Source organism: Cryobacterium sp. TmT2-59, from assembly GCF_004403545.1.
Taxonomy (GTDB): Bacteria; Actinomycetota; Actinomycetes; order Actinomycetales; family Microbacteriaceae; genus Cryobacterium; species Cryobacterium shii.
In genome coordinates, this window is record NZ_SOGM01000035.1 from 20,528 (window position 1) to 44,722 (window position 24,195).

20 protein-coding genes and 1 tRNA gene are annotated in these 24,195 nt (G+C 67.3%); 12 read left to right on the forward strand and 9 right to left on the reverse strand.

Features of this window, described 5'->3' with window-relative positions; genetic code table 11:
- The first annotated feature begins 183 nt into the window (after nt 1-183).
- From E3T24_RS05835 to E3T24_RS05865, 7 genes are all read left to right on the forward strand, one after another.
- Nucleotides 184-2,709 carry an ATP-dependent Clp protease ATP-binding subunit gene (locus E3T24_RS05835; RefSeq protein WP_134366831.1) on the forward strand — a complete coding sequence of 842 codons (2,526 nt, stop codon included), beginning with the start codon at nt 184-186 and terminating at the stop codon, nt 2,707-2,709.
- A 227-nt stretch (nt 2,710-2,936) separates the two neighbouring features.
- The gene (locus E3T24_RS05840) at nt 2,937-3,443 is read left to right on the forward strand and encodes an amino-acid N-acetyltransferase (RefSeq protein WP_134366856.1); all 507 of its coding nucleotides are present in this window, start codon (nt 2,937-2,939) and stop codon (nt 3,441-3,443) included.
- 231 nt (nt 3,444-3,674) lie between these two features.
- Nucleotides 3,675-8,399, forward strand: coding sequence for an ExeM/NucH family extracellular endonuclease (locus E3T24_RS05845; protein ID WP_134434408.1), 4,725 nt, complete (start codon nt 3,675-3,677; stop codon nt 8,397-8,399).
- Between the two features lie 121 nt (nt 8,400-8,520).
- Nucleotides 8,521-9,153, forward strand: coding sequence for a hypothetical protein (locus E3T24_RS05850; protein WP_134366829.1), 633 nt, complete (start codon nt 8,521-8,523; stop codon nt 9,151-9,153).
- A 21-nt stretch (nt 9,154-9,174) separates the two neighbouring features.
- Nucleotides 9,175-9,609 (forward strand): dehydrogenase, encoded by a 435-nt coding sequence (locus tag E3T24_RS05855; RefSeq protein ID WP_241976069.1) that lies wholly within the window; start codon nt 9,175-9,177, stop codon nt 9,607-9,609.
- A 196-nt stretch (nt 9,610-9,805) separates the two neighbouring features.
- Nucleotides 9,806-11,317 carry a GGDEF domain-containing protein gene (locus E3T24_RS05860; RefSeq protein ID WP_134366827.1) on the forward strand — a complete coding sequence of 504 codons (1,512 nt, stop codon included), beginning with the start codon at nt 9,806-9,808 and terminating at the stop codon, nt 11,315-11,317.
- A 240-nt stretch (nt 11,318-11,557) separates the two neighbouring features.
- Nucleotides 11,558-12,763: an HNH endonuclease signature motif containing protein gene (locus E3T24_RS05865; RefSeq protein ID WP_166789171.1), complete on the forward strand. Its 1,206-nt coding sequence runs from the start codon at nt 11,558-11,560 to the stop codon at nt 12,761-12,763.
- Nucleotides 12,764-12,800: 37 nt separating this feature from the next.
- Here E3T24_RS05865 and radA read toward each other — a convergent pair whose 3' ends face one another.
- Nucleotides 12,801-14,165, reverse strand: coding sequence for a DNA repair protein RadA (radA, locus tag E3T24_RS05870; RefSeq protein ID WP_134434410.1), 1,365 nt, complete (start codon nt 14,163-14,165; stop codon nt 12,801-12,803).
- A 10-nt stretch (nt 14,166-14,175) separates the two neighbouring features.
- Nucleotides 14,176-15,117 (reverse strand): SGNH/GDSL hydrolase family protein, encoded by a 942-nt coding sequence (locus tag E3T24_RS05875; RefSeq protein WP_241976067.1) that lies wholly within the window; start codon nt 15,115-15,117, stop codon nt 14,176-14,178.
- A 100-nt stretch (nt 15,118-15,217) separates the two neighbouring features.
- Between E3T24_RS05875 and E3T24_RS05880 the strand changes: the two genes are divergently transcribed.
- Nucleotides 15,218-15,307 (forward strand) — tRNA-Ser (locus E3T24_RS05880).
- Nucleotides 15,308-15,551: 244 nt separating this feature from the next.
- Here E3T24_RS05880 and E3T24_RS05885 read toward each other — a convergent pair.
- The gene (locus E3T24_RS05885) at nt 15,552-17,468 is read right to left on the reverse strand and encodes a hypothetical protein (protein WP_134434411.1); all 1,917 of its coding nucleotides are present in this window, start codon (nt 17,466-17,468) and stop codon (nt 15,552-15,554) included.
- Nucleotides 17,465-18,391 (reverse strand): tyrosine-type recombinase/integrase, encoded by a 927-nt coding sequence (locus E3T24_RS17260; protein ID WP_166787169.1) that lies wholly within the window; start codon nt 18,389-18,391, stop codon nt 17,465-17,467. Before E3T24_RS17260 ends, E3T24_RS05885 begins: the two co-directional genes overlap by 4 nt.
- A gap of 159 nt (nt 18,392-18,550) precedes the next feature.
- On the opposite strand from E3T24_RS17260, the gene E3T24_RS17265 reads away from it, so the two are divergent.
- Nucleotides 18,551-18,907, forward strand: a complete 357-nt coding sequence (locus E3T24_RS17265; protein ID WP_166787170.1) for a hypothetical protein — start codon at nt 18,551-18,553, stop codon at nt 18,905-18,907.
- A gap of 4 nt (nt 18,908-18,911) precedes the next feature.
- Here the strand turns inward: E3T24_RS17265 and E3T24_RS05895 are convergent, their stop codons facing one another.
- From E3T24_RS05895 to E3T24_RS05915, 5 genes are all read right to left on the reverse strand, one after another.
- On the reverse strand, nt 18,912-19,823 hold the full coding sequence (locus tag E3T24_RS05895) for a hypothetical protein (RefSeq protein WP_134403046.1): 912 nt from the start codon (nt 19,821-19,823) through the stop codon (nt 18,912-18,914).
- 129 nt (nt 19,824-19,952) lie between these two features.
- Complete coding sequence (locus E3T24_RS05900; RefSeq protein WP_134405540.1) at nt 19,953-20,297, reverse strand: hypothetical protein; 345 nt, start codon at nt 20,295-20,297, stop codon at nt 19,953-19,955.
- The gene (locus tag E3T24_RS05905) at nt 20,278-21,093 is read right to left on the reverse strand and encodes a metallophosphoesterase (protein ID WP_166789172.1); all 816 of its coding nucleotides are present in this window, start codon (nt 21,091-21,093) and stop codon (nt 20,278-20,280) included. Before E3T24_RS05905 ends, E3T24_RS05900 begins: the two co-directional genes overlap by 20 nt.
- 140 nt (nt 21,094-21,233) lie before the next feature.
- Nucleotides 21,234-21,605, reverse strand: a complete 372-nt coding sequence (locus tag E3T24_RS05910) for a hypothetical protein (protein WP_134403043.1) — start codon at nt 21,603-21,605, stop codon at nt 21,234-21,236.
- Nucleotides 21,602-21,928, reverse strand: coding sequence for a hypothetical protein (locus E3T24_RS05915; protein WP_134403042.1), 327 nt, complete (start codon nt 21,926-21,928; stop codon nt 21,602-21,604). Before E3T24_RS05915 ends, E3T24_RS05910 begins: the two co-directional genes overlap by 4 nt.
- Before the next feature lie 311 nt (nt 21,929-22,239).
- Between E3T24_RS05915 and E3T24_RS05920 the strand changes: the two genes are divergently transcribed.
- From E3T24_RS05920 to E3T24_RS05930, 3 genes are all read left to right on the forward strand, one after another.
- Nucleotides 22,240-22,803 carry a hypothetical protein gene (locus E3T24_RS05920; RefSeq protein ID WP_134434412.1) on the forward strand — a complete coding sequence of 188 codons (564 nt, stop codon included), beginning with the start codon at nt 22,240-22,242 and terminating at the stop codon, nt 22,801-22,803.
- Nucleotides 22,804-22,919: 116 nt separating this feature from the next.
- The gene (locus tag E3T24_RS05925; RefSeq protein WP_134403040.1) at nt 22,920-23,414 is read left to right on the forward strand and encodes a helix-turn-helix domain-containing protein; all 495 of its coding nucleotides are present in this window, start codon (nt 22,920-22,922) and stop codon (nt 23,412-23,414) included.
- The gene (locus E3T24_RS05930; RefSeq protein WP_134434413.1) at nt 23,411-23,896 is read left to right on the forward strand and encodes a hypothetical protein; all 486 of its coding nucleotides are present in this window, start codon (nt 23,411-23,413) and stop codon (nt 23,894-23,896) included. The genes E3T24_RS05925 and E3T24_RS05930 overlap by 4 nt, the downstream gene beginning before the upstream one ends.
- Nucleotides 23,897-24,195 lie beyond the last annotated feature (299 nt).

Here is a 24,195-nt window from a genome sequence, read left to right on the forward strand (position 1 = left end):
TCTCTCGGCCATGTCTCGGCGGGTGCCTCGGGGCCGCGGCGGCGGGCGCGGCGGCGGGTGCCTCGGCGGGTGCGCGGCGACATCCGTCACGCCTGCGGCGAACAGAGGCATGCATTTCAGGGTTCCCTCGTTACTCTCGATGTATCGGCGCCACAACTGCCCTGGCGCCAAGGGAGCGATCACATGTTTGAGAGATTTACCGACCGAGCTCGTCGCGTCGTCGTTTTGGCCCAGGAAGAGGCCAAGATGCTCAACCACAACTACATCGGTACCGAGCACATCCTGCTCGGCCTGATCCACGAAGGCGAGGGTGTCGCCGCCAAGGCCCTCGAGAGCTTGGGCATATCCCTCGACGCCGTGCGCGAGCAGGTGCAGGACATCATCGGCCAGGGCCAGCAGCAGCCGACCGGGCACATCCCGTTCACGCCGCGCGCTAAGAAGGTGCTCGAATTGAGTCTGCGCGAGGCGCTGCAGCTCGGCCACAACTACATCGGTACCGAGCACATTCTGCTCGGCCTCATCCGCGAGGGTGAAGGCGTTGCCGCCCAGGTGCTCGTTAAGCTCGGCGCCGACCTCAACCGGGTGCGCCAGCAGGTCATCCAGCTCCTGTCTGGATACCAGGGCAAGGAGCAGGTGCAGGTCGGCGCGAACGAGCAGGCGAGCGGTCCGGCGGGCAGCCAGATTCTCGACCAGTTCGGCCGGAACCTGACGCAGGCCGCCCGCGACAACAAACTCGACCCGGTCATCGGGCGCGAGAAAGAGATCGAACGGGTCATGCAGATCCTGTCCCGCAGGTCCAAGAACAACCCGGTTCTGATCGGTGAGCCCGGCGTCGGCAAGACGGCCGTCGTCGAGGGCCTCGCCCAGGCCATCGTCAAGGGCGATGTGCCCGAGACGCTGAAGGACAAGCAGCTCTACTCGCTCGACCTCGGCTCGCTCATCGCCGGCAGCCGCTACCGCGGTGACTTCGAGGAACGCCTGAAGAAGGTCACCAAGGAGATCCGCACCCGCGGCGACATCATCATCTTCATCGACGAGATCCACACCCTCGTCGGTGCCGGTGCCGCCGAGGGCGCGATCGACGCGGCCAGCATCCTGAAGCCTCTCCTCGCCCGCGGCGAGCTGCAGACCATCGGTGCCACCACGATCGACGAGTACCGCAAGCACTTTGAGAAGGATGCCGCGCTCGAGCGCCGCTTCCAGCCGATCCAGGTCGCCGAGCCGTCTCTGCCCCACACGATCAACATCCTCAAGGGGCTGCGCGACCGGTACGAGGCGCACCACAAGGTGTCCATCACCGACGGCGCCCTCGTGGCCGCGGCGAACCTCGCCGACCGCTACGTGTCCGACCGGTTCCTGCCGGACAAGGCCATCGACCTGATTGACGAGGCCGGCGCCCGCCTGCGCCTGTCGATCCTGTCGAGCCCGCCCGAGCTGCGCGAATTCGACGAGAAGATCGCCGTGGTGCGCGCCGCCAAGGAGACCGCGATCGAGGAGCAGGACTTCGAGAAGGCCGCCGGCCTGCGCGACGAGGAGAAGAACCTCCTCGGCGAGCGGCTGCGCCTCGAGAAGAAGTGGAAGTCGGGCGACGTCAAGACCACCGCCGTCGTCGACGAAGGACTGATCGCCGAGGTCCTGGCCCAGGCGACCGGCATCCCCGTCTTCAAGCTCACCGAAGAGGAGTCCTCGCGGCTCGTCTTCATGGAGAAGGCCCTGCACCAGCGCGTCATCGGTCAGGAGGAGGCCATCTCGGCGCTCGCCAAGACCATCCGCCGCACCCGTGCCGGCCTGAAGGACCCGAAGCGCCCGAGCGGTTCGTTCATCTTCGCCGGCCCCACCGGCGTCGGCAAGACCGAGCTGGCTAAGGCGCTCGCCGAGTTCCTCTTCGACGACGAGGCCGCCATGATCTCGCTCGACATGAGTGAGTACGGCGAGAAGCACACCGTGTCCCGACTGTTCGGCGCCCCTCCCGGGTTCGTCGGCTTCGAAGAGGGCGGCCAGCTCACCGAGAAGGTGCGCCGCAAGCCGTTCTCCGTGGTGCTGTTCGACGAGATCGAGAAGGCCCACCCCGACATCTTCAACTCCCTCCTCCAGATTCTGGAAGAGGGCCGGTTGACGGATGGCCAGGGTCGCGTCATCGACTTCAAGAACACCGTGATCATCATGACCACGAACCTCGGCACCAAGGACATCAGCGGCGCGCCCGTCGGTTTCCAGCTCGAGGGCGACACGGCCACCAGCTACGACCGGATGAGCGGCAAGGTCAAGGAAGAGCTGAAGAAGCACTTCAAGCCCGAGTTCCTCAACCGCGTGGACGAGGTCATCGTCTTCCCGCAGCTGACCAAGCCGGAACTGCTGCAGATCGTGGACCTGTTCATCAAGCGGCTGGGCGAGCGTCTGCTCGACCGCGACATGACGGTGGACCTGACCCTCGCGGTGAAGGAACACCTGATCGAGGTCGGCTTCGACCCCGCACTGGGTGCCCGGCCGCTGCGCCGCGCGATCCAGCGCGAGGTGGAGGACCGCCTGTCAGAGAAGATCCTGCAGGGCGAGCTCAACGCCGGCGACCACGTGCACGTGGACTACGTGGGCGGGGAGTACGTCTTCACCACGACCGTTCGCGCCTCAGCGGTCGGGGTCGGGGTCAACACGACGGCCGCGATCGGCACGGGGCCGGGCTCGCCCGACCTCGCGGTGACCAGCGACTAGCGCAACCCCGTTCAGAAGGGCCCGGCGGAGCATCCGCCGGGCCCTTCTGCGTTCTCGCCCGCCCCTTTCCACGTTCCGTCCCTCACCAATTCGACGGAGATTTTGCTTCTACAACCCTGTTTTGGGCCGGAAATGGGCATATCCGGCAAAATCTCCGTCGAATTGGTTCCTAGACTGGGAGATTGATGGTGCGGGATGAATCAGCAGGAAAGGCCGGTCGGCGACAGATGCAGGAGTATTCGGTTCGCCGGGCACGCACCACCGACGTGCCCCGCATCCAGGCCATCGTCGCGCCGCTGGTGCAGGAGCGCATCCTGCTCGGCAAGGAAAGCGTCGTCTTCTACGAGGCCGTGCAGGAATTCCGGGTGGTCGAAGATGCCGACGGCAACCTGATCGGCTGCGGCGCCCTGCACGTGATGTGGGAAGACCTCGGCGAGGTGCGCACTCTCGCCGTGACCGCCGACTGGCTGGGCCGCGGCGTCGGCCACGCACTGATGGACCGGCTCGAAGCGGATGCCCGCGAGCTCGGACTCAGCCGCCTGTTCTGCCTGACCTTCGAGGTGCCGTTCTTCGCCCGGCACGGCTTCAGCGACATGGGCTCCGAAACGGTGGACCCGCGGGTCTACGCCGAACTGGTGCGCTCGCACGACGAGGGCGTCGCCGAGTTCCTCGACCTGGCCCGCGTGAAGCCGAACACACTCGGCAATACCCGGATGGTCAAGCGGCTCGTCTGACCCGGAGCCGGGTGGACCGGACCGGCTCGTGCCGGCCTGCCAGCACAGTGAAGAGCAGAGTGAAGAGCGCACAGTACCCCTTCGGGCGGCGCTCATGTGGGGGTATTTTCGCATTCTTCTGCTCATTCGAGCAGAACGCCTGAATTCACCTTTTGTTATTTTGCAGGACGCTCAAGCAGGGCCCTGCCTCCGTAGCATTGCGATCAATGTCGTCGCCTACTTAGGGAACCCATGTCGCCTGCAGCACACAGCAGTTGGAAGTTGACTTTCGCCTCTCTCCTCGGCCTCGGCCTGGTCGCGAGCCCGCTCGTGGCGCTGCCGGCCGTCGCAGACGTCGGTGGCACCGGGGTCGTGATCAACGAGGCCTACCTGAACGGCGGCAGCGCCGGCGCCACCTACCTGAACAAGTTCGTCGAGCTCTACAACCCGACGGATGCCCTCGTCACCCTCGACGGCACCTCGCTGCAGTACCGCTCGGCCACCGGCACCGCGAACCCGACCGCCGTGCTCCCGCTGACCGGGTCCATCCCGGCCAGGGGCTACTACCTCGTGCAGGGAAACTCGAACGCCGCCAACGGCGCCCCCCTCCCTACTCCGAACGCTTCTCTCTCTTCCTCCTTCGCTGGCGGCGGCGGAACCCTCTTCCTCGCCAACCAGACCACGGCGCTGACCGCTCCCCCCGCGGGATCCCTGCTGAACGCACCCGGCGTCATCGACCTGATCGGGTACGGCTCGTCGCTCACGTTCGAGACCACGGCGGCGCCCGCGGCATCCGTCACCACCGCGCTCAGCCGCGCGACGGGCCTCGACACCGACGTCAACTCGGGCGACTTCACGCTCGCGGCCCCCACCCCGACCAACGCCGCCGGCGAGACCGCGGCCACCACCACGCCCACTCCGACCCCGGCGCCGACCACCCCGCCGGCGCCCGCCGCCGCGCTCCCGATCAATGAGATCCAGGGCAGCACGGATGCCGGCGCCCAGACCGGCAAGCTCGTCACCACGACCGGCGTGGTGACCGCCACCTACCCGGCCGGCGGCTTCAGGGGCTTCTACCTGCAGACCCCCGGCACCGGCGGCGCGGTCGATCTGACCACACACACCGCCTCGGACGGAATCTTCGTCTACACGAACGCGCTCGTCGCCCCCGTCACGGCCGGCGACTACGTCTCGGTGACCGGCACCGCGTCCGAGTTCTTCGGACTCACGCAGCTCACCGTCGGCGCGCTCAGCGACGTCACCGCCCTGGACAAGGCCGGAATCGTCGCCCCGGCACCCGCCACGGTCGGCCTTCCGGCCACGGATGCCGCGCGCGAGTCCCTCGAGGGCATGCTCCTGGCCCCCGCCGGCGCGTTCACCGTCACGAACAACTACTCGACCAACCAGTACGGCGAGATCGGCCTCGCCGCCGGGAGCACCCCGCTCGTCGGCCCGACCGTCACCGCCCGCCCGGGAACGGACGCGTACACCGCGGCCGTCGCCGCCAACAAGGCGCGCGCGGTCACCCTCGACGACGGCGCCACGACCAATTACCTCGGCAGCGCCACGAACAAGGGCCTCCCTGTTCCGTATCTGTCCACCGCGAACCCCGTGCGCATCGGTGCGGCCGTCACGTTCACGAAGCCGGTCATCTTCGACTTCCGCAACAGCAACTGGAAGTTCCAGCCGACCGCCGAGCTGGTGCCCGCGACCGCCGCCGCCGTGCAGCCCGCGACCTTCGCCAACACCCGCACAGCGGCGCCCAGACCGGTGGGCGGCGACATCCGTCTGGCCACCTTCAACGTGCTCAACTACTTCGCCACCACCGGTGACTCCATCACCGGCTGCACCTACTACACCGACCGGGCCGGCACGCCGATCACGGTCAACAGCGGCTGCGACGCCCGCGGCGCGGCCACCCAGGTCAGCTTCGAGCGCCAGCAGGCGAAGGTCGTCTCCGCGATCAACGCGCTCGACGCCCAGGTCGTCACGCTCGAGGAGATCGAGAACTCGGCCCGCTTCGGCAAGGACCGCGACTCCGCCCTCGCCAACCTCGTCGCCGCGCTGAACACCGCCGCGGGCAGCCCGGTCTGGGCCTTCGTGCCCTCACCGGCCGCCCTCCCGGTCAGCGAAGACGTCATCCGCACCGCGTTCATCTACAAGACCGCCGCCGTCGAGACTGTCGGCGGGTCGACCATCTTCGACCACGCCGCCTTCGTCAACGCCCGCCAGCCGCTCGCCCAGGCCTTCCAGCTGGTCGGCGACACCGGCAGCCGCTTCCTCGCGATCGTCAACCACTTCAAGTCGAAGGGGTCCGGAACCGGCGCCAACGCCGACACGGGCGACGGCCAGGGCGCCTCGAACCTGTCCCGTGTGAACCAGGCGACGGCGCTCGTCGGGTTCGCCGACTCGCTGAAGACCAGCACCGGCATCGCGCGCGTCTTCCTCACCGGTGACTTCAACGCCTACGACCAGGAAGACCCGATCAAGGTCATCACCGACGCCGGCTACCTCAGCGAGGAAGCCAAGAGCGGCGAGTACACCTACGCGTTCGGCGGCATGGTCGGCTCGCTCGACCACGTGTTCGCGTCGCCCGAGGCGGATGCCGCGGTCACCGATGTGGACGTCTGGAACATCAACTCGGTCGAGTCGGTCGCCCTGGAGTACAGCCGGTACAACAACAACGTCACCGACTTCTACCTGGCCGACGCGTTCCGCTCGTCCGACCACGACCCGGCCGTCGTCGGGTTGAACCTCGCCAGCCCCACCGACGTCGACATCAACCTGCTCAACATCAACGACTTCCACGGCCGCATCGACGCCAACACGGTCAAGTTCGCTGGAACGGTCGAGCAGCTCCGCGCGGAATACGGGGACGCGTCCACCCTGTTCCTCTCCGACGGTGACAACATCGGCGCCTCCCTGTTCGCCTCCGCCTCGCAGGGTGACAAACCCACCATCGACGTGCTGAACGCCCTCGACCTGAAGGCTTCGGCCGTGGGCAACCACGAGTTCGACCAGGGCTTCTCCGACCTGACCGGCCGCGTCGCCGACGCCGCCGACTTCGATTACCTGGGCGCGAACGTCTACCAGCTCGGCACCGAAACCCCGGCCATGCAGGAGTACGCCACCTACGTCGTCAACGGCGTCACGGTCGGCGTGATCGGCGCGGTCACCGAGGAGACCTCGGCGCTGGTCTCGCCGAACGGCATCGCCAGCCTGAGCTTCGGTGACCCGGTCGCCGCGGTCAACCGGGTCTCGGCCCAGCTCACCGACGGCAACCCCGCCAACGGCGAAGCCGATGTGCTGATCGCCGAGTACCACGAGGGGGCCAGCGCCGGAACGCCGGACGGCGCTTCCCTCGAGCAGGAGCTCGCCCTCACCGACAGCGCGTTCGCCCGGATCGTCACGCAGACCTCCGCCGAGGTCGACGCGATCTTCACCGGCCACACGCACAAGCAGTACGCGTGGAACGCCCAGCTCCCCGGTGCGGCCGCCGGGGTCACCCGCCCGGTGCTCCAGACCGGAAGCTACGGCGAGAACATCGGCCAGGTCGTGCTCAACTACGACGTTGCGTCCGGTGACACCACGACCGTGAAGAACCAGAACGTCAAGCGTTCGGTCACGGCCGACGCCACCCTGGTCGCCGCATACCCGCGGGTCGCCGCGGTGAAGACGATCACGGATGCCGCGCTCGCCCAGGCGGCCGTCATCGGCAACCAGCCGATCGGCTCGGTCACCGCCGACATCACCCGCGCCTGCCTCGGCGGCACCTCACCGTGCGCCGAGAACCGGGCCGCACCGTCTGCCATGGGCACGCTGGTGGCGAACTCCCTGCGCGAATCGCTGGCCGACCCGGCCAAGGGCGGCGCCGAAATCGGCGTGGTCAACCCGGGCGGCATGCGCGCCGAACTGCTGTACTCGCCGGACGGTGTCGTCACCTACGCCGAGGCCAACGCGGTGCTGCCGTTCCTGAACAACCTGTGGACGACCAGCCTCACCGGGGATCAGTTCAAGACCGTTCTGGAACAGCAGTGGCAGCGTGACGCGGCCGGCAACATCCCGAGCCGCCCGTACCTGCAGCTGGGGCTTTCCGACAACGTGAACTACACGTTCGACGCCACCCGGGCTGAGGGCGACCGCATCACGGGCATCTGGATCGACGGTTCGGCCATCGACCTGGCGCGCTCCTACCGGGTCGGCTCGTTCAACTTCCTGCTCACCGGCGGCGACAACTTCCGGGAGTTCAAGAATGGAACGGGCACGCGCGACTCCGGTCTGGTCGACCGGGACGCCTGGATCTCCTACCTCACGGCCAAGAGTCCAGTGGCACCGTCGTTCGCCGCCCGCCAGGCCAGCGTCACGGGCGTTCCGAGCGGGGCCGTCGAGCGCGGCGCCTCGGTCACGTTCACCGTGGGCGACCTGAACCTGAGCTCGCTCGGCGCCCCGAAGAACACGGCGCTGACGCTGCTCTGGTCCGGCAGCAGTGCCGGCCCGGGCACGGCAGCCGTCGACGCCTCCGGCAAGGCCGCGGTCACCGTCACGGTGCCGCAGGATGCCGCGGCGAACAGCGAGCTCGTTCTCACGGCCACGGAGTCCGGCACGATCGTGCGGGTGCCGATCACCGTGAACGTGCCGGTGCCGCCGGCGACCGATCCGACCGCCGCCAGCCCGAAGGCCCTGACCAAGGCACTCAAGGACAAGGTCGACACGTACGCGGCCGCCTACGCCGCGGGCGCCACGGTCACGGTCGACGTCGGAGCGGCGCACGCGGGCGAGTTCGTCTCGGTGTCGCTGCAGTCCAAGCCGGTCAAGAACCTGGGCGGCTGGCTTCTGGTGAACGCGAAGGGTGAGGTCAGCACGACACTGCCGGCCGACATCCGTGCAGGCAAGTACCAGCTCGTCGTGCAGGACGCGACCGGTGCCGTGCTCGGGTGGACCGAGATCACGGTTGCGAAGGTCAAGGCCCCTCGCTGACCATAGGACGTGCGCGGGCGCGGCCGAGCCTCTCCGGGCTCGGCCGCGCCTCTTCCTATATTCCCGCTCGACACGCTGAGCATTCCCCGGCGGCGCCGGTATACCTCGTTAGCCTTGGGTCATGTCGACGATCAAACATCCGGTCGGGCCCCAGTCCAGCAAGGTGTACTGGCGCCGTCGCCTCATCGTGGGTGTGGGCCTGCTCTTCGTGCTTGTCATTATCTTCCTGATCATCGTGCGGCCCGGTGCGGGCCCCGACGAGCAGGGCACCGCCCCGAAATCGGCGGCCAGCGCCGCAACGACGGATGCGCCGGCCGCCGCGGCGTCCGACCCGGCCGCCGGGGCATCCGCCTGCAACCCGGCGAGGGTGCAGGTGGAGGCCATCACCGACGCGGTCAGCTACGAGCCCGGACAGCAGCCGGCACTCTCGCTCAGCCTGACGAACACCGGCACCGAGCCCTGCGTGATCAACGTGGGAACGTCGAAGCAGGTCTTCACGATCTCCAGCGGCGCGGACGTCTACTGGACGTCCACCGACTGCCTCACCGACCCGGCCGACGCCGAGGTGACCCTCAAGCCCGGCCAGCCGGTGAGCTCGTCGGCCGCCATCGAGTGGGAGCGGGTGCGGTCGAGCCCGGACACCTGCGACGAGGCCACCCGCGATGCAGCGCCGGCCGGGGGAGCGGCGTACAACCTAAGCGTCTCCGTCGACGGGATCGAGTCGGCCACGCCGAAGCAGTTCTTCCTGTCCTGATCAACTGGTTGAATGGATGCCGTGACTGACGCGACTCCACCGACCCATTCCCTCGCCCTTGCCACTGCTCTGGCCGAGCAGGACGTGGTCGCCGTGGCCTACGCCCTGCGCAACGACGTGATGATCGTGCCCCAGCTGGTCGTCAACGGCCAGGCGGAGCAGGTGCGCGTGTTCGGGCGCGAGGGCACCGACCGGCGCATGCTGCTGCTCTTCTCCTCCGCCGAGAACTATGCCCGCATGGTGCCGGACGAGGTCGACCCGCAGGTGATGGTCGCCGACGGCCAGTGGCTGCGGGAGTTCCTCACCGTGCACAAGCAGGTGCTGGAGATGGTGTTCTTCGACATCGCCGGCCCGCACGTGATGCAGGCTGCCCCGGCCGACCTGTTGCGGGCTCTGGGTCCGCTCCCGGGCGAAGACGAACCCGCTCACAGCGACAGCGATGGCGACGGCGAGTAACTCGCCTCTTCTCCCCTCAGGCTGGGGGTTCGCAAACACCCGGCCGAGCAGGCGGCCCACGCTAGGCTGAGCGCGACAGTGTTCGGCCCGCTCTCACCAGCGGAGCATCCGACGGACTTTTCACGGTCTGCTTTCTGCATCTGTCAGGGAGCAGGACGTGGTGGTGGGGACTGTGCGTGGTCGGGACACCGCACGCTTGGCGCGCATTGAACGAGAGTTCTGGATCGACCGGGACGTGGCGCTCCAAGCCGCCGAGGAGTGGCTCGCGGAACTCGGCGAGGCAGACTCGGGGGCCACGTCGCGCCGCCTGATTGTGCTGATCGCCGCCGTGCGCATCCATCGCACCGACCCGGGCCAGATCGCCACCGATGTGCAGCAGATCCTGGGCTGGGCGGAACAGCACGGCGAGGTCGCGCTGCAGTCCCGGTGCCACGACGTTCTGGGCTCGGTCTTCGAGATGGTCGGCGATCGCGCCCTCGCGCTGGAGCATGCCGTCACAGCGAACGATCTGCTCGACGAGTCCGAGACTCCGCTGATGCGGGCCGCCGCCCGTAAGTGCCTCGCGGATGCCCTCGGCTCGGCAGGTTCTCTCGACGAGGCGCGGAGGCGGTATGACGATGCGCTGCGGCTGGTGATCGATGACCCGGAAACCAACATCCGTTACATCATCCTCAACAACCTGGCCTTCACGGAGCACCTGGCACACAACCAGGTCGAGGCCCTCGCCGCGGTCGACCGCCTGGTCGGTCTGTCGGAGCTCAGCGACCGCCAGATCGGGATGTCCGCCCGGGACACGATCGCGCGGATCTACCTGACGGTGGGTCGCATCGACGAGGCGGAGCAGATGCTGCTGACGGCCATGGACCCTGCCATCAGCGACGCGCACCCGGACAGCTCCGCGGCCGCCCTGGTCGCCCTGGCCCAGCTGTACCGCCTGGACGGGCGGCTCGAGAAGGCGCAGCTCGTGATCGACCGCTGCCGTGACATCGCCCAGCGCAACGGTCTCAATCGCTGGCTGACGGAAACGACCCGCGAGCAGGCCGAGACTCATGCCGCGAACGACGACTACCGCTTCGCGTTCGAGGCCTACCGCCACTACCACGAGCAGTTCGAGGCCCTCGGCGCGAGCGAGAACGAGGCGCGGGGACGCATCCTCGATGCCATGTTCCAGACCGCGGAGTCCCGTCGGGAGAGCGACCGGTATCGCGAGCTGGCCGAACGGGACCCGCTGACCGGGCTGCACAACCGGCGGTTCGTCGACGAGCACCTCGGTCTGGCCCTGATGAGGCTGCGGGAGGGCGGACCGGAACTGGCGGTCGCGATGCTCGACCTGGACCACTTCAAACGCATCAACGACACGTTCTCCCACGAGATCGGCGACGAGGTGCTGCGCGCGATCGGGCGCATCCTGATCGACGCCGTATGGGCCGTGCCGGGCGGGATCGCCGCGCGGCTGGGTGGCGAGGAATTCCTGCTGATCCTGCCGGAAACGGATGCGAACCAGGCCCGCGCCGTCTTCGACGAGCTCGGGCGAACCATCGCCGACTTCGACTGGTGGCCGATCACCGAGAACCTGCCCGTGACGGCGAGCATCGGCGTGGCGGTGGCGCCGCTCGACGGCGAACACACCTCGGACCTGCTGCGGGCCGCGGACACCCGCCTCTACGTAGCCAAGCAGGCCGGCCGAAACCAGGTCGTGCACGCTTAGCGCGGCCGCGTCCCCACCCTAGTTTGGACCCTGTCCGATCCCTCCACAATGTGGCCTTGATCGGGTTTTCCACCGTGTGCACGGATGCCGGGGGAGTGTCGGTGGGTGCCCGTAATCTGTCCCTCATGAAGCCGTCATTCATTGAAGAGCGTGAGGCCATGGGCCGGCATTTCGATGCCATCGCCGAGGCCGAGCGGGACCTCGCCGCGGCCTTCGCCCGGCGGGCGGAACGGGTCGAGGATGCCCGCCGATTCGGGCAGGCCATCGCCCGCACCGCGGCCCGGGGGCCGGGGGCCGGGGGCCCGCTGGGACGCACGGGAGGTCGCCGAGCGGGAGTTCTCGAGCGAGCTGGCCTGCACGATCCGGGTGCCGCAGCGCACGGCGGAGAACCTGGTCGCGGAGAGCCGGGCCCTGGCCGTGGATCTCCCCGCGACCCGGGCTGCGCTGGCGTCGGGAGAGATCAGCTACCGGCACGCGCAGGTGGTGGTCAACCAGGCGTGGTCGGTCCCCGCAGAAGGGCGGGCGAAATTCGAAGCCGCCGTGCTGAAATCAGCGTCAACGATGACAGCGTCGAAGCTCAAGTATCGGGCGCGGGTGCTGCGGGAGCGGTGGCATCCGGAGACGATCAGGGCCAGGCACCAGAAGTCCGTGAAGGACCGCGGGGTGTTCTTCGAGGCCGAGCAGGACGGCATGGCCTCGTTCATGTTCTACGGCAGCGCCGAGACAGCGCAGGCCGCGTACGAGCGGGTGACGTTGACGGCGCTGAGCCTGCAGTGCAAGGAAGAAGAACGAACCCTGACACAGTTGAAGGCGGATGTGTTCGAGGACCTCATCCTCGATGGGGTCACCCCCTCGGGCCTCGGGAAGGGGATCCGGGGCACGGTGAACATCACCGTTCCCGTGTTCAGCCTGATGGGCCTGAACGACGAACCGGCCCACCTGGAGGGCTACGGTCCGATCGACGCAGATACCGCGCGGCGAATCGCGGCAGGCGCGCCGAGTTTCACCCGGATCCTGGTGCATCCGGAGACCGGGGTGGTGCTCTCGGTCGGCCGGGACCGGTACAAGGTGCCCAAGGACCTGAGGCGGTACCTGCGGGTGCGGGACGAGACCTGCCGGTTCCCGGGCTGCAACCGGTCGGCGGCGCATTCGGACCTCGACCATTCGCTGGACTGGCAGTTCAACGGGCTCACCGGCGAAGACAACCTCGCGCACCTATGTCCGCCGTGCCACGCGCTGAAGAGCGAGACCGGGTGGACGGTGAAACACCTCGAGGGTGGTGTCCTTGAGTGGAGGTCGCCGAGTGGGCGCGCGTTCGTGACCGAGCCGGCCGCGGTCATCCGGCCGGTCGGGTCGTTGTCACCAGGGTTGTCGCTGACACCCACCGCGCCGCCGCCAGAGTCGGTGGGATCACCCGAACCGCCCGGTGACCCCGCACACTTCTGAGCGCTCGGGACTGACCGGTCTCAGGTATCCCAACGGATCAGAACGAGCGGTCGAGCTTCGCCTCGCGGGCCGAGACTCCCGTCGCGATCGCCGCGGCGACCGCCGTGCCGATCGACCCGGCCTCGGCGTCGATGCGGGTGGTGAAGCCGAGCCGGCCCGCTTCGGCCGTGCGAAGCTTGGACGCCGACACCGGCCGCACCTCGCCGGCCAGGCTGATCTCGCCGAATGCGACCGTGTTCTGCGCGATCGGCCGGTCCCGGAACGCCGACGCGATGGCGAGGGCGATGGCGAGGTCAGCGGCCGGCTCAGTGAGACGGATGCCGCCCACGGTCGAGACGTAGACATCCATCCCGCCCAGGCCGGTCAGGTTCGCCCGCCGTTCCAACACGGCGAGGAGCATCGCCACCCGGGAGGAGTCCACGCCGTTGGTGACGCGACGGGGGTTGGGGGCCTGGGTCTTGATGACCAGGGCCTGGATCTCGACCGGCATCGCCCGCCGGCCCTCGAGCGCCACGGTGACGCAGGTACCCGAGACGGCCGAGTTGCCGCGGCTGAGAAAGAGTCCGCTCGGGTCGGGTACCTCGGCGATGCCGTCGCCGGTCATCTCGAAACAGCCCACCTCGTCGGTGGAACCGAACCGGTTCTTCAGCGCGCGCACGAAACGCAGCGCCGTCTGCCGGTCGCCCTCGAACTGGCACACCACGTCGACGAGGTGCTCGAGCAGGCGGGGGCCGGCGATCGTGCCGTCTTTTGTGACGTGTCCGACCAGCAGGATGGGCAGATCGCGGTCTTTGGCGACCCGAATCAGGGTGGAGGCCACTTCCCGCACCTGGCTGGGCATGCCGGCGAGGCCGTCGGAGAGCGAACTGGCCACGGTCTGCACGGAGTCGATGATGACGAGGTTGGGTTTGACCGCGTCGATCTGGCCGAGGATGGTGGCCAGGTCGGTCTCGGCGGCGATGAACAGTTCGGGCTGCAGCGCCCCGGTGCGCTCGGCGCGGAGGCGCACCTGGCTGACCGACTCCTCGGCGCTGACGTAGAGCACGCGGGACTTCGCGGCCGCGGCCTTCGACGCGACCTCGAGCAGCAGGGTGGACTTGCCGACCCCGGGCTCGCCGCTGAGCAGGATGACGGATCCCGGCACGATGCCGCCGCCCAGCACCCGGTCGAACTCATCGATGCCGGTCGGCCAGTGCGAGACCGCGTTGGTGTCGACGTGGGTGATCGGCCGGGCGATGCCGTCGCCGCTGACACTGGCCGGCTTAAGTGCGCGGGCCAGGCTCGCCTTCTCGGTCATGTCGACGACGGTGCCCCATTGCTGGCATTCGCCGCAGCGGCCCGCCCATTTCAGGGTGGTCCAGCCACATTCGGTGCAACGGAAGTTGGAAACGGGTCTGGCCATGCCTGCGAGCCTAGCTGGGGCCGCCGACACCGCTTGTGTTGGGGGTTGTTGCGGCCGTCGTTTCGGCTGCGGACCCGGTCGGCGTTGCCGTGAGTGGTGCCTCCGCGGGGTCCGTTGCCGTGGTGGGTGCCGCCGCGGGCGCCGGTGCCGAGGTCGCCGCGCCCGCCGGTGCGGACTCCGCTTCGAGGGGAGGGAACCGCCGGGTGAGGCTCGCTTCCAGCGCCGGCAGGAACGCGTCGGCCCAGGCCCGGTAGCCACGGTTGTTGGGGTGGAACAGGTCGCCCGCGACGTGCGTGGCGACGCTGCGCAGCCCGAGCCGCTTGGTGGTCGCGTGCAGCGGCACCACGGTGAGCCGGTGCTCCGCGGCCACCTCGGCGATGATGCGGTTGGCGACTGCGACCATCCGTTCGTTGCGGGGCAGGTGGAAGCAGGGCAGGCTGGCGACCAGCGCATGCGGGGGGAGTGCCGCGAAGACCGTGCGGATGCCTGCCTCGAACGCCACCGCGTCCCAGAGGGCTATGTCGTTGGCGCCGATGGCGACCGTCACGATGTCGGGGGTGAGCTTCACAAACTTTGGCAGCTGGTCGCGCACGGCCAGTCCGACCGTCGCGCCCGAGACGCTCAGGTTGACCACCCGCACGGTGCGGGCGGTCGTCAGCGCGATCTGGTCGGCCAGGATGCCGACGTAGCCGCGGTGCGGGGAGCTCGCGCCGATCCCCTGGGCGGCGCTGTCACCGATGACGGCGTAGAGGAGCTCGCCCTTGTCCTTCGCCCGGGTGCGCCACCACAGCGAGTGCACCGGCAGGGTCTCGTTTAGGATGACAGCGCTCGCGGAGACGCGCTGCTGGAAGGCCCGGTGGTTGGCCACGACGGCCACGCCGATGCCGGCGGCCGTCGACACGGCGCCGACCGTCAGGGCAAGGGAACGGAGCCGGTTGTTCGCTGATATCACCTCGCGAGATTACAGCGGCCGGCTGGGTGCGCGCCGTTCAGACACGGATGCCCGGATCGCGATTGGCGCCGGCACCCGCTTCTCAACTACACTTTCCCTCGGTACCGTGTCCGAGCGGCCGAAGGTGCAACTCTCGAAAAGTTGTGTGGGGGAGACTCCACCGTGGGTTCAAATCCCACCGGTACCGCCACGGGGTTGTTCTTAGAACTGGTTGATTCTGTTCCAAGAACTCGTCCCAAAACGAATGGCCTCCGAGATTTCGGAGGCCATTTGTCGTTTCCGGCGTGCGTAGCGCGTGGTTTCCCGCTCATGCGGGCTGGTAGGTGCGGATTAAATGACAATGCACGGCCAGGGACGCCCGAGCGGCCGTTTTTCGGCGCTGCGAATTGTCCTGGTCGTGCGGTGGCGTGTTGATTCAGCTGGTGGGTGCGCGGTTAAGTTCGGAGCGGCGGGTCGAGTTCCGCGCCTTCCGGGGCGCCGGGGAGCACCTTGAGCGGCCACTTCGCTTTGTAGTTGGATAGGCCTTCGCGGTCACGGCGGCGCGTCTTTCGCAGGGGCCCCAAGTTCTGACCGGTCGTGGTGCTCTTGGACGTTTGGGTTTCGCGGTCAGTAAGGAAGGTAACGATCTTCCTGATGTTGGCCGACACGAGCAGCATGGTCGCCATTATCTGGTGTGCGGCGAATCCGCGGATTCGGCGGCGTGCTGGAGTGTCAGCTGCTTCGTGTCCGACGTCTTTCACGTAAGCGTGGTAGCTCTCGTCGGTGTTGCGGCCGATGCGGTACGCGTCGCTCCATTCCTTCGACTGGTAACGGAAGAGCTGAGCGTCGCGGATGCCGTCTTCGGGCCCAAACTCCACCGAGCTCTGCGTGCAGATTGAGTCGGGGGCCTCTGGAACATTGCCCGTAAGTACGGCGGTGCGGATCTTATCGGTCGCGTTGCGGTGGAGTTCGCGCAGGGGGCATTCCAAGGTCGAGTTCGGACCGACGGCGGGGCACATCATCGGTGTGTGCCCCCGTGCGTCGGGCTTCTCCTTGGGGCGAAGCTCGAAGGCCGTCCGTTCTTCGAGCCGTTTCCGGTAGGTGTCCTCGTCAATCGTGTGGGCTTCTGCATCGACCGAGGCGTTGAGGAGATCCTTTGGGGTCCCAGCGCAGTAGTGGCGGCCTTCGACCTGTTTGGCACCGGCTTTGCCTCCCTTGATTCCCAACCCGGTCTTCTTGTAGTCGGTGATGACAGCCCACCCCATTTCCTTCACTGGGATGTGCAGGACTTCGGGTGTAAGGGTCGCGAAGTAGAGGCGGTCGGCGACGACCGTTCCGGGAGTGTGGCCGCGGTCAGCAATGGACTGGAGGACCCGCACGGTTTCACTGGCGACGTGCTGAGTGCCCGGCAGACTCATTGAGAACCCGAGGGCGATGTTGGGGAATTCAGCATGGTCGACGGGGCGATTCGGTACCAGAACGGCGATGCTGCCAGCCCGACCCCACACGAAGTCCTTGTCTGCTTTGCTTTCCGGACCTGACTCCTCGCGTCTTTCCGCGTTAATCGGGTACCAGCCGGAGTCGTGTTCGAGGACGAGGTTGTCCGAGTAGTTCTTACCGGTTTTTGGGTTGACCCTCAGCTCCAGACCGGTCTTCTTGTCGACAGGGGAACGCCCCCGCGGGCTGGCCGCGACCATGGGAGTCTGGTCAATACCGACAGTGGTGTGCTGATTGATCTTCCTCCGAACCTCGCGTGGTAGGAGCCGAAACGTCATTTCCAGGAGCGAGTCGGAAAACCAGTTGAGCCGTTCCCGCCCCTGCGCGACGACCTCCGGATCGCGCAGCTCGACGATTCGGTCACGCTGAGCTCGGTTGGTGAGTCTGTAGAGCGGGGTGTCGGGGTAAGGGTCCATGAGGGCTTTCATGCGGTGGAAGGAATTCCATGCGGCGTTGTACCAGCGCCTCGCCTCAGCGCGTCCTCTCGCCGTCCCGGATAAGTTGGCGGGGAGACCAAGGAAGACACGCGCCTCCTTGGTGAGGCGACGATGCAGGACGGCTCCCATCTCCGTGGCCCAAAGCGGGGTGTGCTCGCGTGCGAGGAGAAGCAGGACGATGAGGATGACGCGGTCATCAATCTTCGGGGGGCGGCCGCCGGGGTGCGTGCCTTGGCGGGCTTCGTGACGCCACGCGGCGAGTTGTTCCAGCATCCTGGACCCGTCGACCATCGTGGCAGCTCGGCGTACGTCGTCGATGTCGAACTTGGATGTCCGGCCCGAGGTGGTGCCAACGGCGTCGTCGAGGAGGTGCTCGAACGCGGTGCTCTCCTGCACCTCGTCCTGCACCTCGAGGGTGCCGTCGGTGATGCCGCTCATCGGGTCGGCTCCGCTCCGGAGATCAGGTGGCGGACGTCGACCATGTCATATGGAGTCATGGCCTGCACGTAGGGCGCGAGCGAGGTTGGGGTCGCTAGTCCGGCTAGCTCCAGCAGGATGTCGAGTCTGAGGCCGGCGTTGAGGTGCCGCACAATCCAGGTGGCGCGGAGCCTGGTCGCTGATGGAGTGGGTTCATCTGGAGCATCGATGCCGAACTGGTGGATCACCCGAGCCGGGTATTCAGGCAGACGGTACCCGGCGAACAGCCACTCGCCGGGCTCGCGGCCATTGATGCCCGTCGCGAGGGCGCGTCGCCACTCGACGCGGAGCGGGACCGTGCGAGGGTGGTTGCCGCGCACGCTGACCAGAAGTTCGTCGCCGTCGGTGGTGACGTCGCTGATGCGTGCGAGGGCGATCTCTTCGGCACGCATGCCGGCTCCGGCGCCGAGCGCGAGGAGGACGTGTGCGTTCATTCGTCGCTCCACGTTCGTGCGTCGCGCGGCTGAACTTCGGAAGGTGATGAGATCCCGGCTGGCGTAGGGGTGAGCCGAGGCCGGGTTCTTCCGGGTCTGACGGTCGGGCGTGGCGGCGGTGAAGTGCGCGACGAGGGTATTGAGACGTTGCGCGGTCTGCTGCTGGTAGGTCTCGGCACGGGCAGGCATGACCTCGTGCACGAATCGGCGAATGAGCGCGGGCCGGAAGGCGGCTGCGGGATCCAGGTTCGCTGCCGCTGTCTGCCACAGCCAGTGGGCAAACTTCGCGGTCGCTGCAAGATAGTTCCGTGCAACACCACGAGTTTGGAGCCCGAGGCTGGTCACGCTGGCGCGAACGAAGGTTTCGATTTCAGTCCAGTGCGCTGCAGGGATCTTGGCCACGTAGTTGTCGATGACGCGCTGCACTGCGGGCGGGCTGACGGCGCTCATGCCCGGCCGCCGCAGGGCTGAGCGACGGACGGGAGACCGCCGGATGGTCGGGTGACGGGGAAAGTGCTCTGGGGGATGCTCATACAGGTTGGACATGCGGAGAATCCCGGCCATCTCGCCGATGCATGCCCTTTTAGGGCACCGAACCAGGTAGCATAAATGACCGTGACCGATCCGCGTTTTCGCCCGCGAGCTTCCTGCGAGCCGACGACGAACTTCGGTACAGCCCGTCCCGTGTCCTGGGACAGCCCTCATGGGATGTCGGAGAGTGCGCTTGATCAGCTGGGGGCCGCCAAACTTCAGCACGCGCATGCCCAGCAGGTCCGTGCCGCCCTTGCGGCGGATGGTGCGACCATAGCGTCCTATGCCAGAAAGAACGGACTCGACGAAACGCGCCTGGGAAGGATACTTCGAGGTGACGTGATCATGAGGGTCGAGGACATGGTCAATGCGGAACGTAACCTCAAGCTGAGGGAACGGCGCGCTGCCGCCGGGGAGGGCCCGGCCCAGCGCTGACGGTTCAGCGCGGCGCGGCGACCGCATCTCGCAGCGCGTTCCGGCACCACCGGAGGTCGGGTTCCCGAGCGAACCGGAGGAATCGGTCCAACGCTTCGGGCGATTGCAGCCCGGCAGCAATTATCAATGGCACGAGCGGGGTGCCGGCTTCCAGATGCTGCACGATCCAGGTCGCGTGCATCCTCCGGGCCTGCAACTGGATCTTGCCTTCCGCCCGTGAGACGAAGTCCGTGATCAGATTCCGGTTGCCACCGGCGTGCTGCTCGCGGAACGCCCACGCCTCGTCCTGACATGCGCCTACTCGTTCAACGAGGGCCCGTTCCCATTCACGCAGCACGGGAACCACCCGGGCTCGCTCGCCACGCACCGTGATGAGTACGCCGTCGTCGTCGGCTCTGATGTCTCCGATCGTGAGGTTGACGATCTCTCGTCCTGCCAGGCCGGCGCCGAGTCCGAGGGCGAGTAGCGCCTCCGCGTTCGACCTCCTTTCGGCAGTGGTCTGGGCGGTTGCCCAACTCTTCAGGGTCACCACCTCCCGGGCGGTGTACGGCGCCGACGGATCCGATCCGCCTAGCGGCCGCAAGACCGGCGGTGCCGCCGCGTCGAGCAGCGCCTCCGAGATCCGGAGGAGCCGGGAGCGCAGGGTGCTTCGGCTTGCCTTGCTCCCGTATTGCGTCAGGCCGACGGCAATGAACCGCTCGATCGTGCGAACGGCAAATATCACGTCGCGTTCGAGGGGCATGGCTGCCGTCTGCCACGCCCACAAGGTCAGCGGGGTCGCCGCAGCGTACAGTTCCCTCTCGGAGTAGACCGTCCCCGGTGCAGCGTCAACGACAGCGGCGCGCACGAAATCCCCGATGTGGTTCCAATACCCTGCATCCATCCGGGGCAGATAGGTCGGCTCGTCGTGATTCACCGGGTATCCCCCTGTTTACGACGGGAGCACTGCACCGCGCCCGGTGCTCCGCCGGGGACTGACTGCCGCTTCTGGGCGGCGGTTTGAGACTCTTTGAACGCCGCGAGATCAGCCCGCGTGGGTCCAGCCTCAATCAGGCACGACACCGTCGGCTCCCGGCAGCTCATCACGGCTTATGGCTTCTATGGCGGCCACGAGCGAGGTCTGGGCCCAGAAAAAGTCAACGTCCTCGTCCCAGCCGTCGGTGTACATGGTCCATCGGCCACGGGCACCGACCCGGAGAGTGTCGATCGACCGTAGAGGACGGGTCCGGTCATTAATCGTCGGCGGTGCGCCGGCCCCACGTACCCGGGTCACGGTGCCCAGCTCGAGGTCAAAATAGTGGCGGCTGTCCCGCGTTACGACGCGCCACGCGCCGCCCTCATCTCCACGGAGTTCCCTCACGCGGATTGGTTCAACTGCCGGGTCGTCCATCGTCGGTCCTTTCTGGTTGGTGGGTGTCCGGTACGACGGGGGCGCCGTTCCGGTAGAGGAATTCCAGGCCGAGGGTGGCGGTATTCAGGATCGTCAGGTTCACCCGGTTCTTGCCGTTCGTGTCGAGCACGACAACGCGGGTGGGGTAGGCGGCCCCGGGCACGGTCAGCACCTGGTCGTGGAATTGGTGGTAGTGGCCTCCGAGGGTCAGTCGGGGGCGGGTTTGCAGGACGGCACGGCGAAACATCACCCGACTTTCCGTTGCGTACCTGATGTCGTCCGTCGAGAAGCCCAGGTCCCGGGCGCGTCTGTCTAGATCGGGCTCGTCCATCAGCGGCGCTTCATGTCCGACTAGGACATCTGCGCGTTCGGTGCCCAGGCGCCGCAGGTCGCCTTCAGTGATCTGCTCCTCGGGCCACCATGAAATGCCCTCTTTTCGGAGTTCGCGGTCTATGCTGTTGGCTCCTCCGAGGGTGGCGAGGGTGAAACGTCCGCCGATCTGGGTGCGATACGCGCGGGGGAGGTGGGCGATGTTGGCCGTGATCCAACGGATGCCGTCGGGATCGACGGGATACTTCAGGATCTTGGGGTGCCAGTCGTGATTACCGTCTAGGAAATACATGGCTATCTGATGCCGGGCCAGGGCGCGCGAGATCTTGTTGAGGTCGATCTGCCAATTCCGGCCAGGCCACAGCACGCCCCAATCGCCCAGTTGCACGATGACGTGCACGCCGCGGTCAGCCAATGTCTTGAACGCTTGAAGGGCGTGCTCGATGTCCCCATGCAGGTCTCCCATGACTCCGATCCGACGCACCGTGGACAGAGTCTGCACGGCGTACGGCGAATACGCTGAGCTGGGTGCCGGGCGGTGCGTCCGAAAGAGTGGGGACAGGTCGTTGCGGGGGTCGCGATCCGGAGGGGTCGCCTCGCCTGCGTTCATGGTTCGAACTGCGGGATGACGCGGTAGTTGATGTAGTCGCCGACGAAGTGCACGGTTTCGATCTCGGCGGCGCTGAGTTCCCGTGCCGGCTTCACCAGCTCGATGCTCACGATGGGGGCGCTGACATAGCGGCCAGTGACCTGGCTGGCGGACACGACTCCAAGGGGGCTGCCGATCTCGACCGGACCGATCCCGGAAAAGCTTAACCACTCGTGGTCGCCAGGAAGCTGGCGAGCCGCCGGGCCCGGGGTCCGCCGGTAGGCGCGCAGGTCGCCGTCGATGAGGAGGACCGAGCCGTGCTCTGTGGTCAGCCGGGTGATGCCCGACGAGCCGGGCACCCCATCGGACGGCGCTTGTCTGCGGATCATGCTTCACCCCGTTCGCTGTCGAGATCTGGGGTTATGCGCTCGATCGCGGTCACCGGCGAGCTGCGGCGCGTCGTCGCATCCACACCCGGAACGGCCAGGTCAATGAGCAGCTGCATGGAACGGCCGACCGAGCACTCCACAACCCTCAGCAAACGGACGGTGGAACGATCACGGCGCAGACTGTGGACCCGGTCGGGATCATCCGCCGCGGGAATTCGGCACATCTCGTGTCGGTCGAGGTCAAGCCAGTAGGTCGAGCCGGACCGGGTTCGGATCCTGAACTGCCCGGTGACCTGGTCCATCAGGGTGCTCATCGAGAGCATGAGCCAACCTCCGTGCAGCTGCGCAGCCGGACTGGGCGGACAGGACCTGACCTGTCGACGGTGGGCGTCGTCGCCACGGGCCCGTGCACCCAATCCCGACCCGCGACGCCCTGAGTAGTCGCACCTTGATGGGGCATTCGCGAACCTCCCGTGTCACTCGACTGCTCGAGTGAACTGTCGGTACAGGGACGCTAGCCGGGGATTCCCATCGTGCGGGTCCGTGCAGGAATACACCTTCCGGCACACCGCGAGACTCGTCCCGCGCATGACCTCTCCGACACCGCACGCCGTGCGGGTCGGAAAGGGAAACCATGCCCAATCAGAGCCCCGTGGAACAGCTCCACGCCGAATACGCACGGCTGCACGACCAGCCTCCCTCTACCCTTACTGAGGACCAGAGACGATCGCTGACCTTCTACAACGGTGAAATGGAATCCCGCAGCGCCGGCGAGATCCCCGACACCGTCCCTCGAGACGTCGCCAACTGGATCCGCAACGTGTTCGCGCTGGAGGCCTTTGTTCGCTGTCAGGGCCGCATGCCCCGCGAAAACCGCCGCCTCCCAGAGGGCGCGATCTCCGCCGTGGAGAAACAGCGCGCTAACAGTGTCCGCGCGCAGCGCCGCGCATTCATCGCCGGGCGCCTCAGCACCTACCAGGCGCGCCGGCTGCTCTGCGTCCCCGGGTTCAGTTTCCATCCGCTGGAGGACGTCTGGCAGGCGACCCGCGTCGCGTATGCCGACTTCACCGCCACACAGGGGGCGCACCGAAACTTCGCAGCACAGACCCGTCCGAACGGGCCCTCGCGGGGTGGGCCGCGAAAATGCGCTTTGCCTACCGGGGCGGCACTCTGTCCGCAGACAGGGTCGAGACTCTGACGGGTCTGGACTTCTGGACCTGGGGCGCCCCGTCCAGCCGGGACTGAGTTCCCGTGCCGGAATACAGTTCGGACTGCTCTCCACCGGCCGACGGTGGCCCGGTGCAGGATCAGACCATGACGAATGGCTTTGACGGCGACGGGCGCGCCACGAGCGGGTCACAGCACCGTTCGGACGAGACTCGCTCGGCGGGAGCGGCGGCGCCTTCGCCGCAGCTCGCTCGGGCCGTTCGTGCAACGGCAGAGGTGTGGCGGCGGTTGGAGGAAGAGTTTGGTCTCCTGACCAGCGGTGAGGTTGCCGAGCTGCTGGGAGTCACGCCCGCTGGTCCGAGCTGGGTGGCTGCGCAACGGAAGGCTCGCAAGATCATCGGCGTGCGCCGGGGGAACACCTACCGGTACCCGGGCTTCCAATTCGACCACCAGACGGTCCTGCCCGTGATCGCACCCTTGCTCGAGCTGGCACGCGCCAACGGGTGGTCGAGCGACGATCTGACCCTCTGGATATTCGGCCCCACCACATCTTTCGTTCAGGAAGATCGGCCGGTCGACCATCTGCGGGAGCCCGAGGCGGTCCTGGCCACCGCGACGCTGACCATGGAAGCCTTGTGGTGACCGGCAGCGACCCGTCTCACCGGGCGGATGAGCCCACGCGTTCCGCGCTCGAGGCCACTGACGTCGAGAACGCCAAGCTTGGACGTCGCTCTTCGGCCGCGAAAACACACACTCAAGCCACGTGGGAGTCGACCGTGGGACCCTTCTACGACGGCGCGAGCCTGATGCGCCTGCTCGCCATATCGACGGAGGAGTTGGACCGGGCGTCGAATGCCGGCGAGATCCTGCGCACCCGAACAGCCGACGGCACCGACCTCTACCCGAGCTTTCAGCTCAACGCCTCAGTAGAGCGCTTAGCGGGGCTGCGCGAGGTGTTGACCGTTTTGGACCCGGGGCTGGATGATCCGTGGGGCGACGCCCTTTGGCTCACCGCGGTCGTCCGGCGATTCGAGGGCCGCTCCGCCGCAGAGTTGATGCGGAATGGTGAACTTGAACCCGTTCTTGCTGCGGCGCGACAAGATCGGACCACGTGGGACCGGTAGTCGGACGGCGGTCCCGACCGGCGTTACAGCCTCGCCGAGGCAGCGGACTGGGGTCGGACCAGGTGATCTGCGGCCCTCTCTGTCAACCTTGGACAAGGCACCGGGATCGTCCCGAATAGTGTTGTAGAGGGCGGGGAAGGAGTTCCCCTTGACGAACGCAGTGATGACAGGGCCCAGCTCGACCGGGCAAGCTGTAGGGATGGAAGATGTTCCCGATCCTCAGGTTCCCGAGCGTGCTCGGCGGCGAACCTACACCGCCAAGTACAAGTGCGACATTCTGACCGAGTACGACTGCCTCA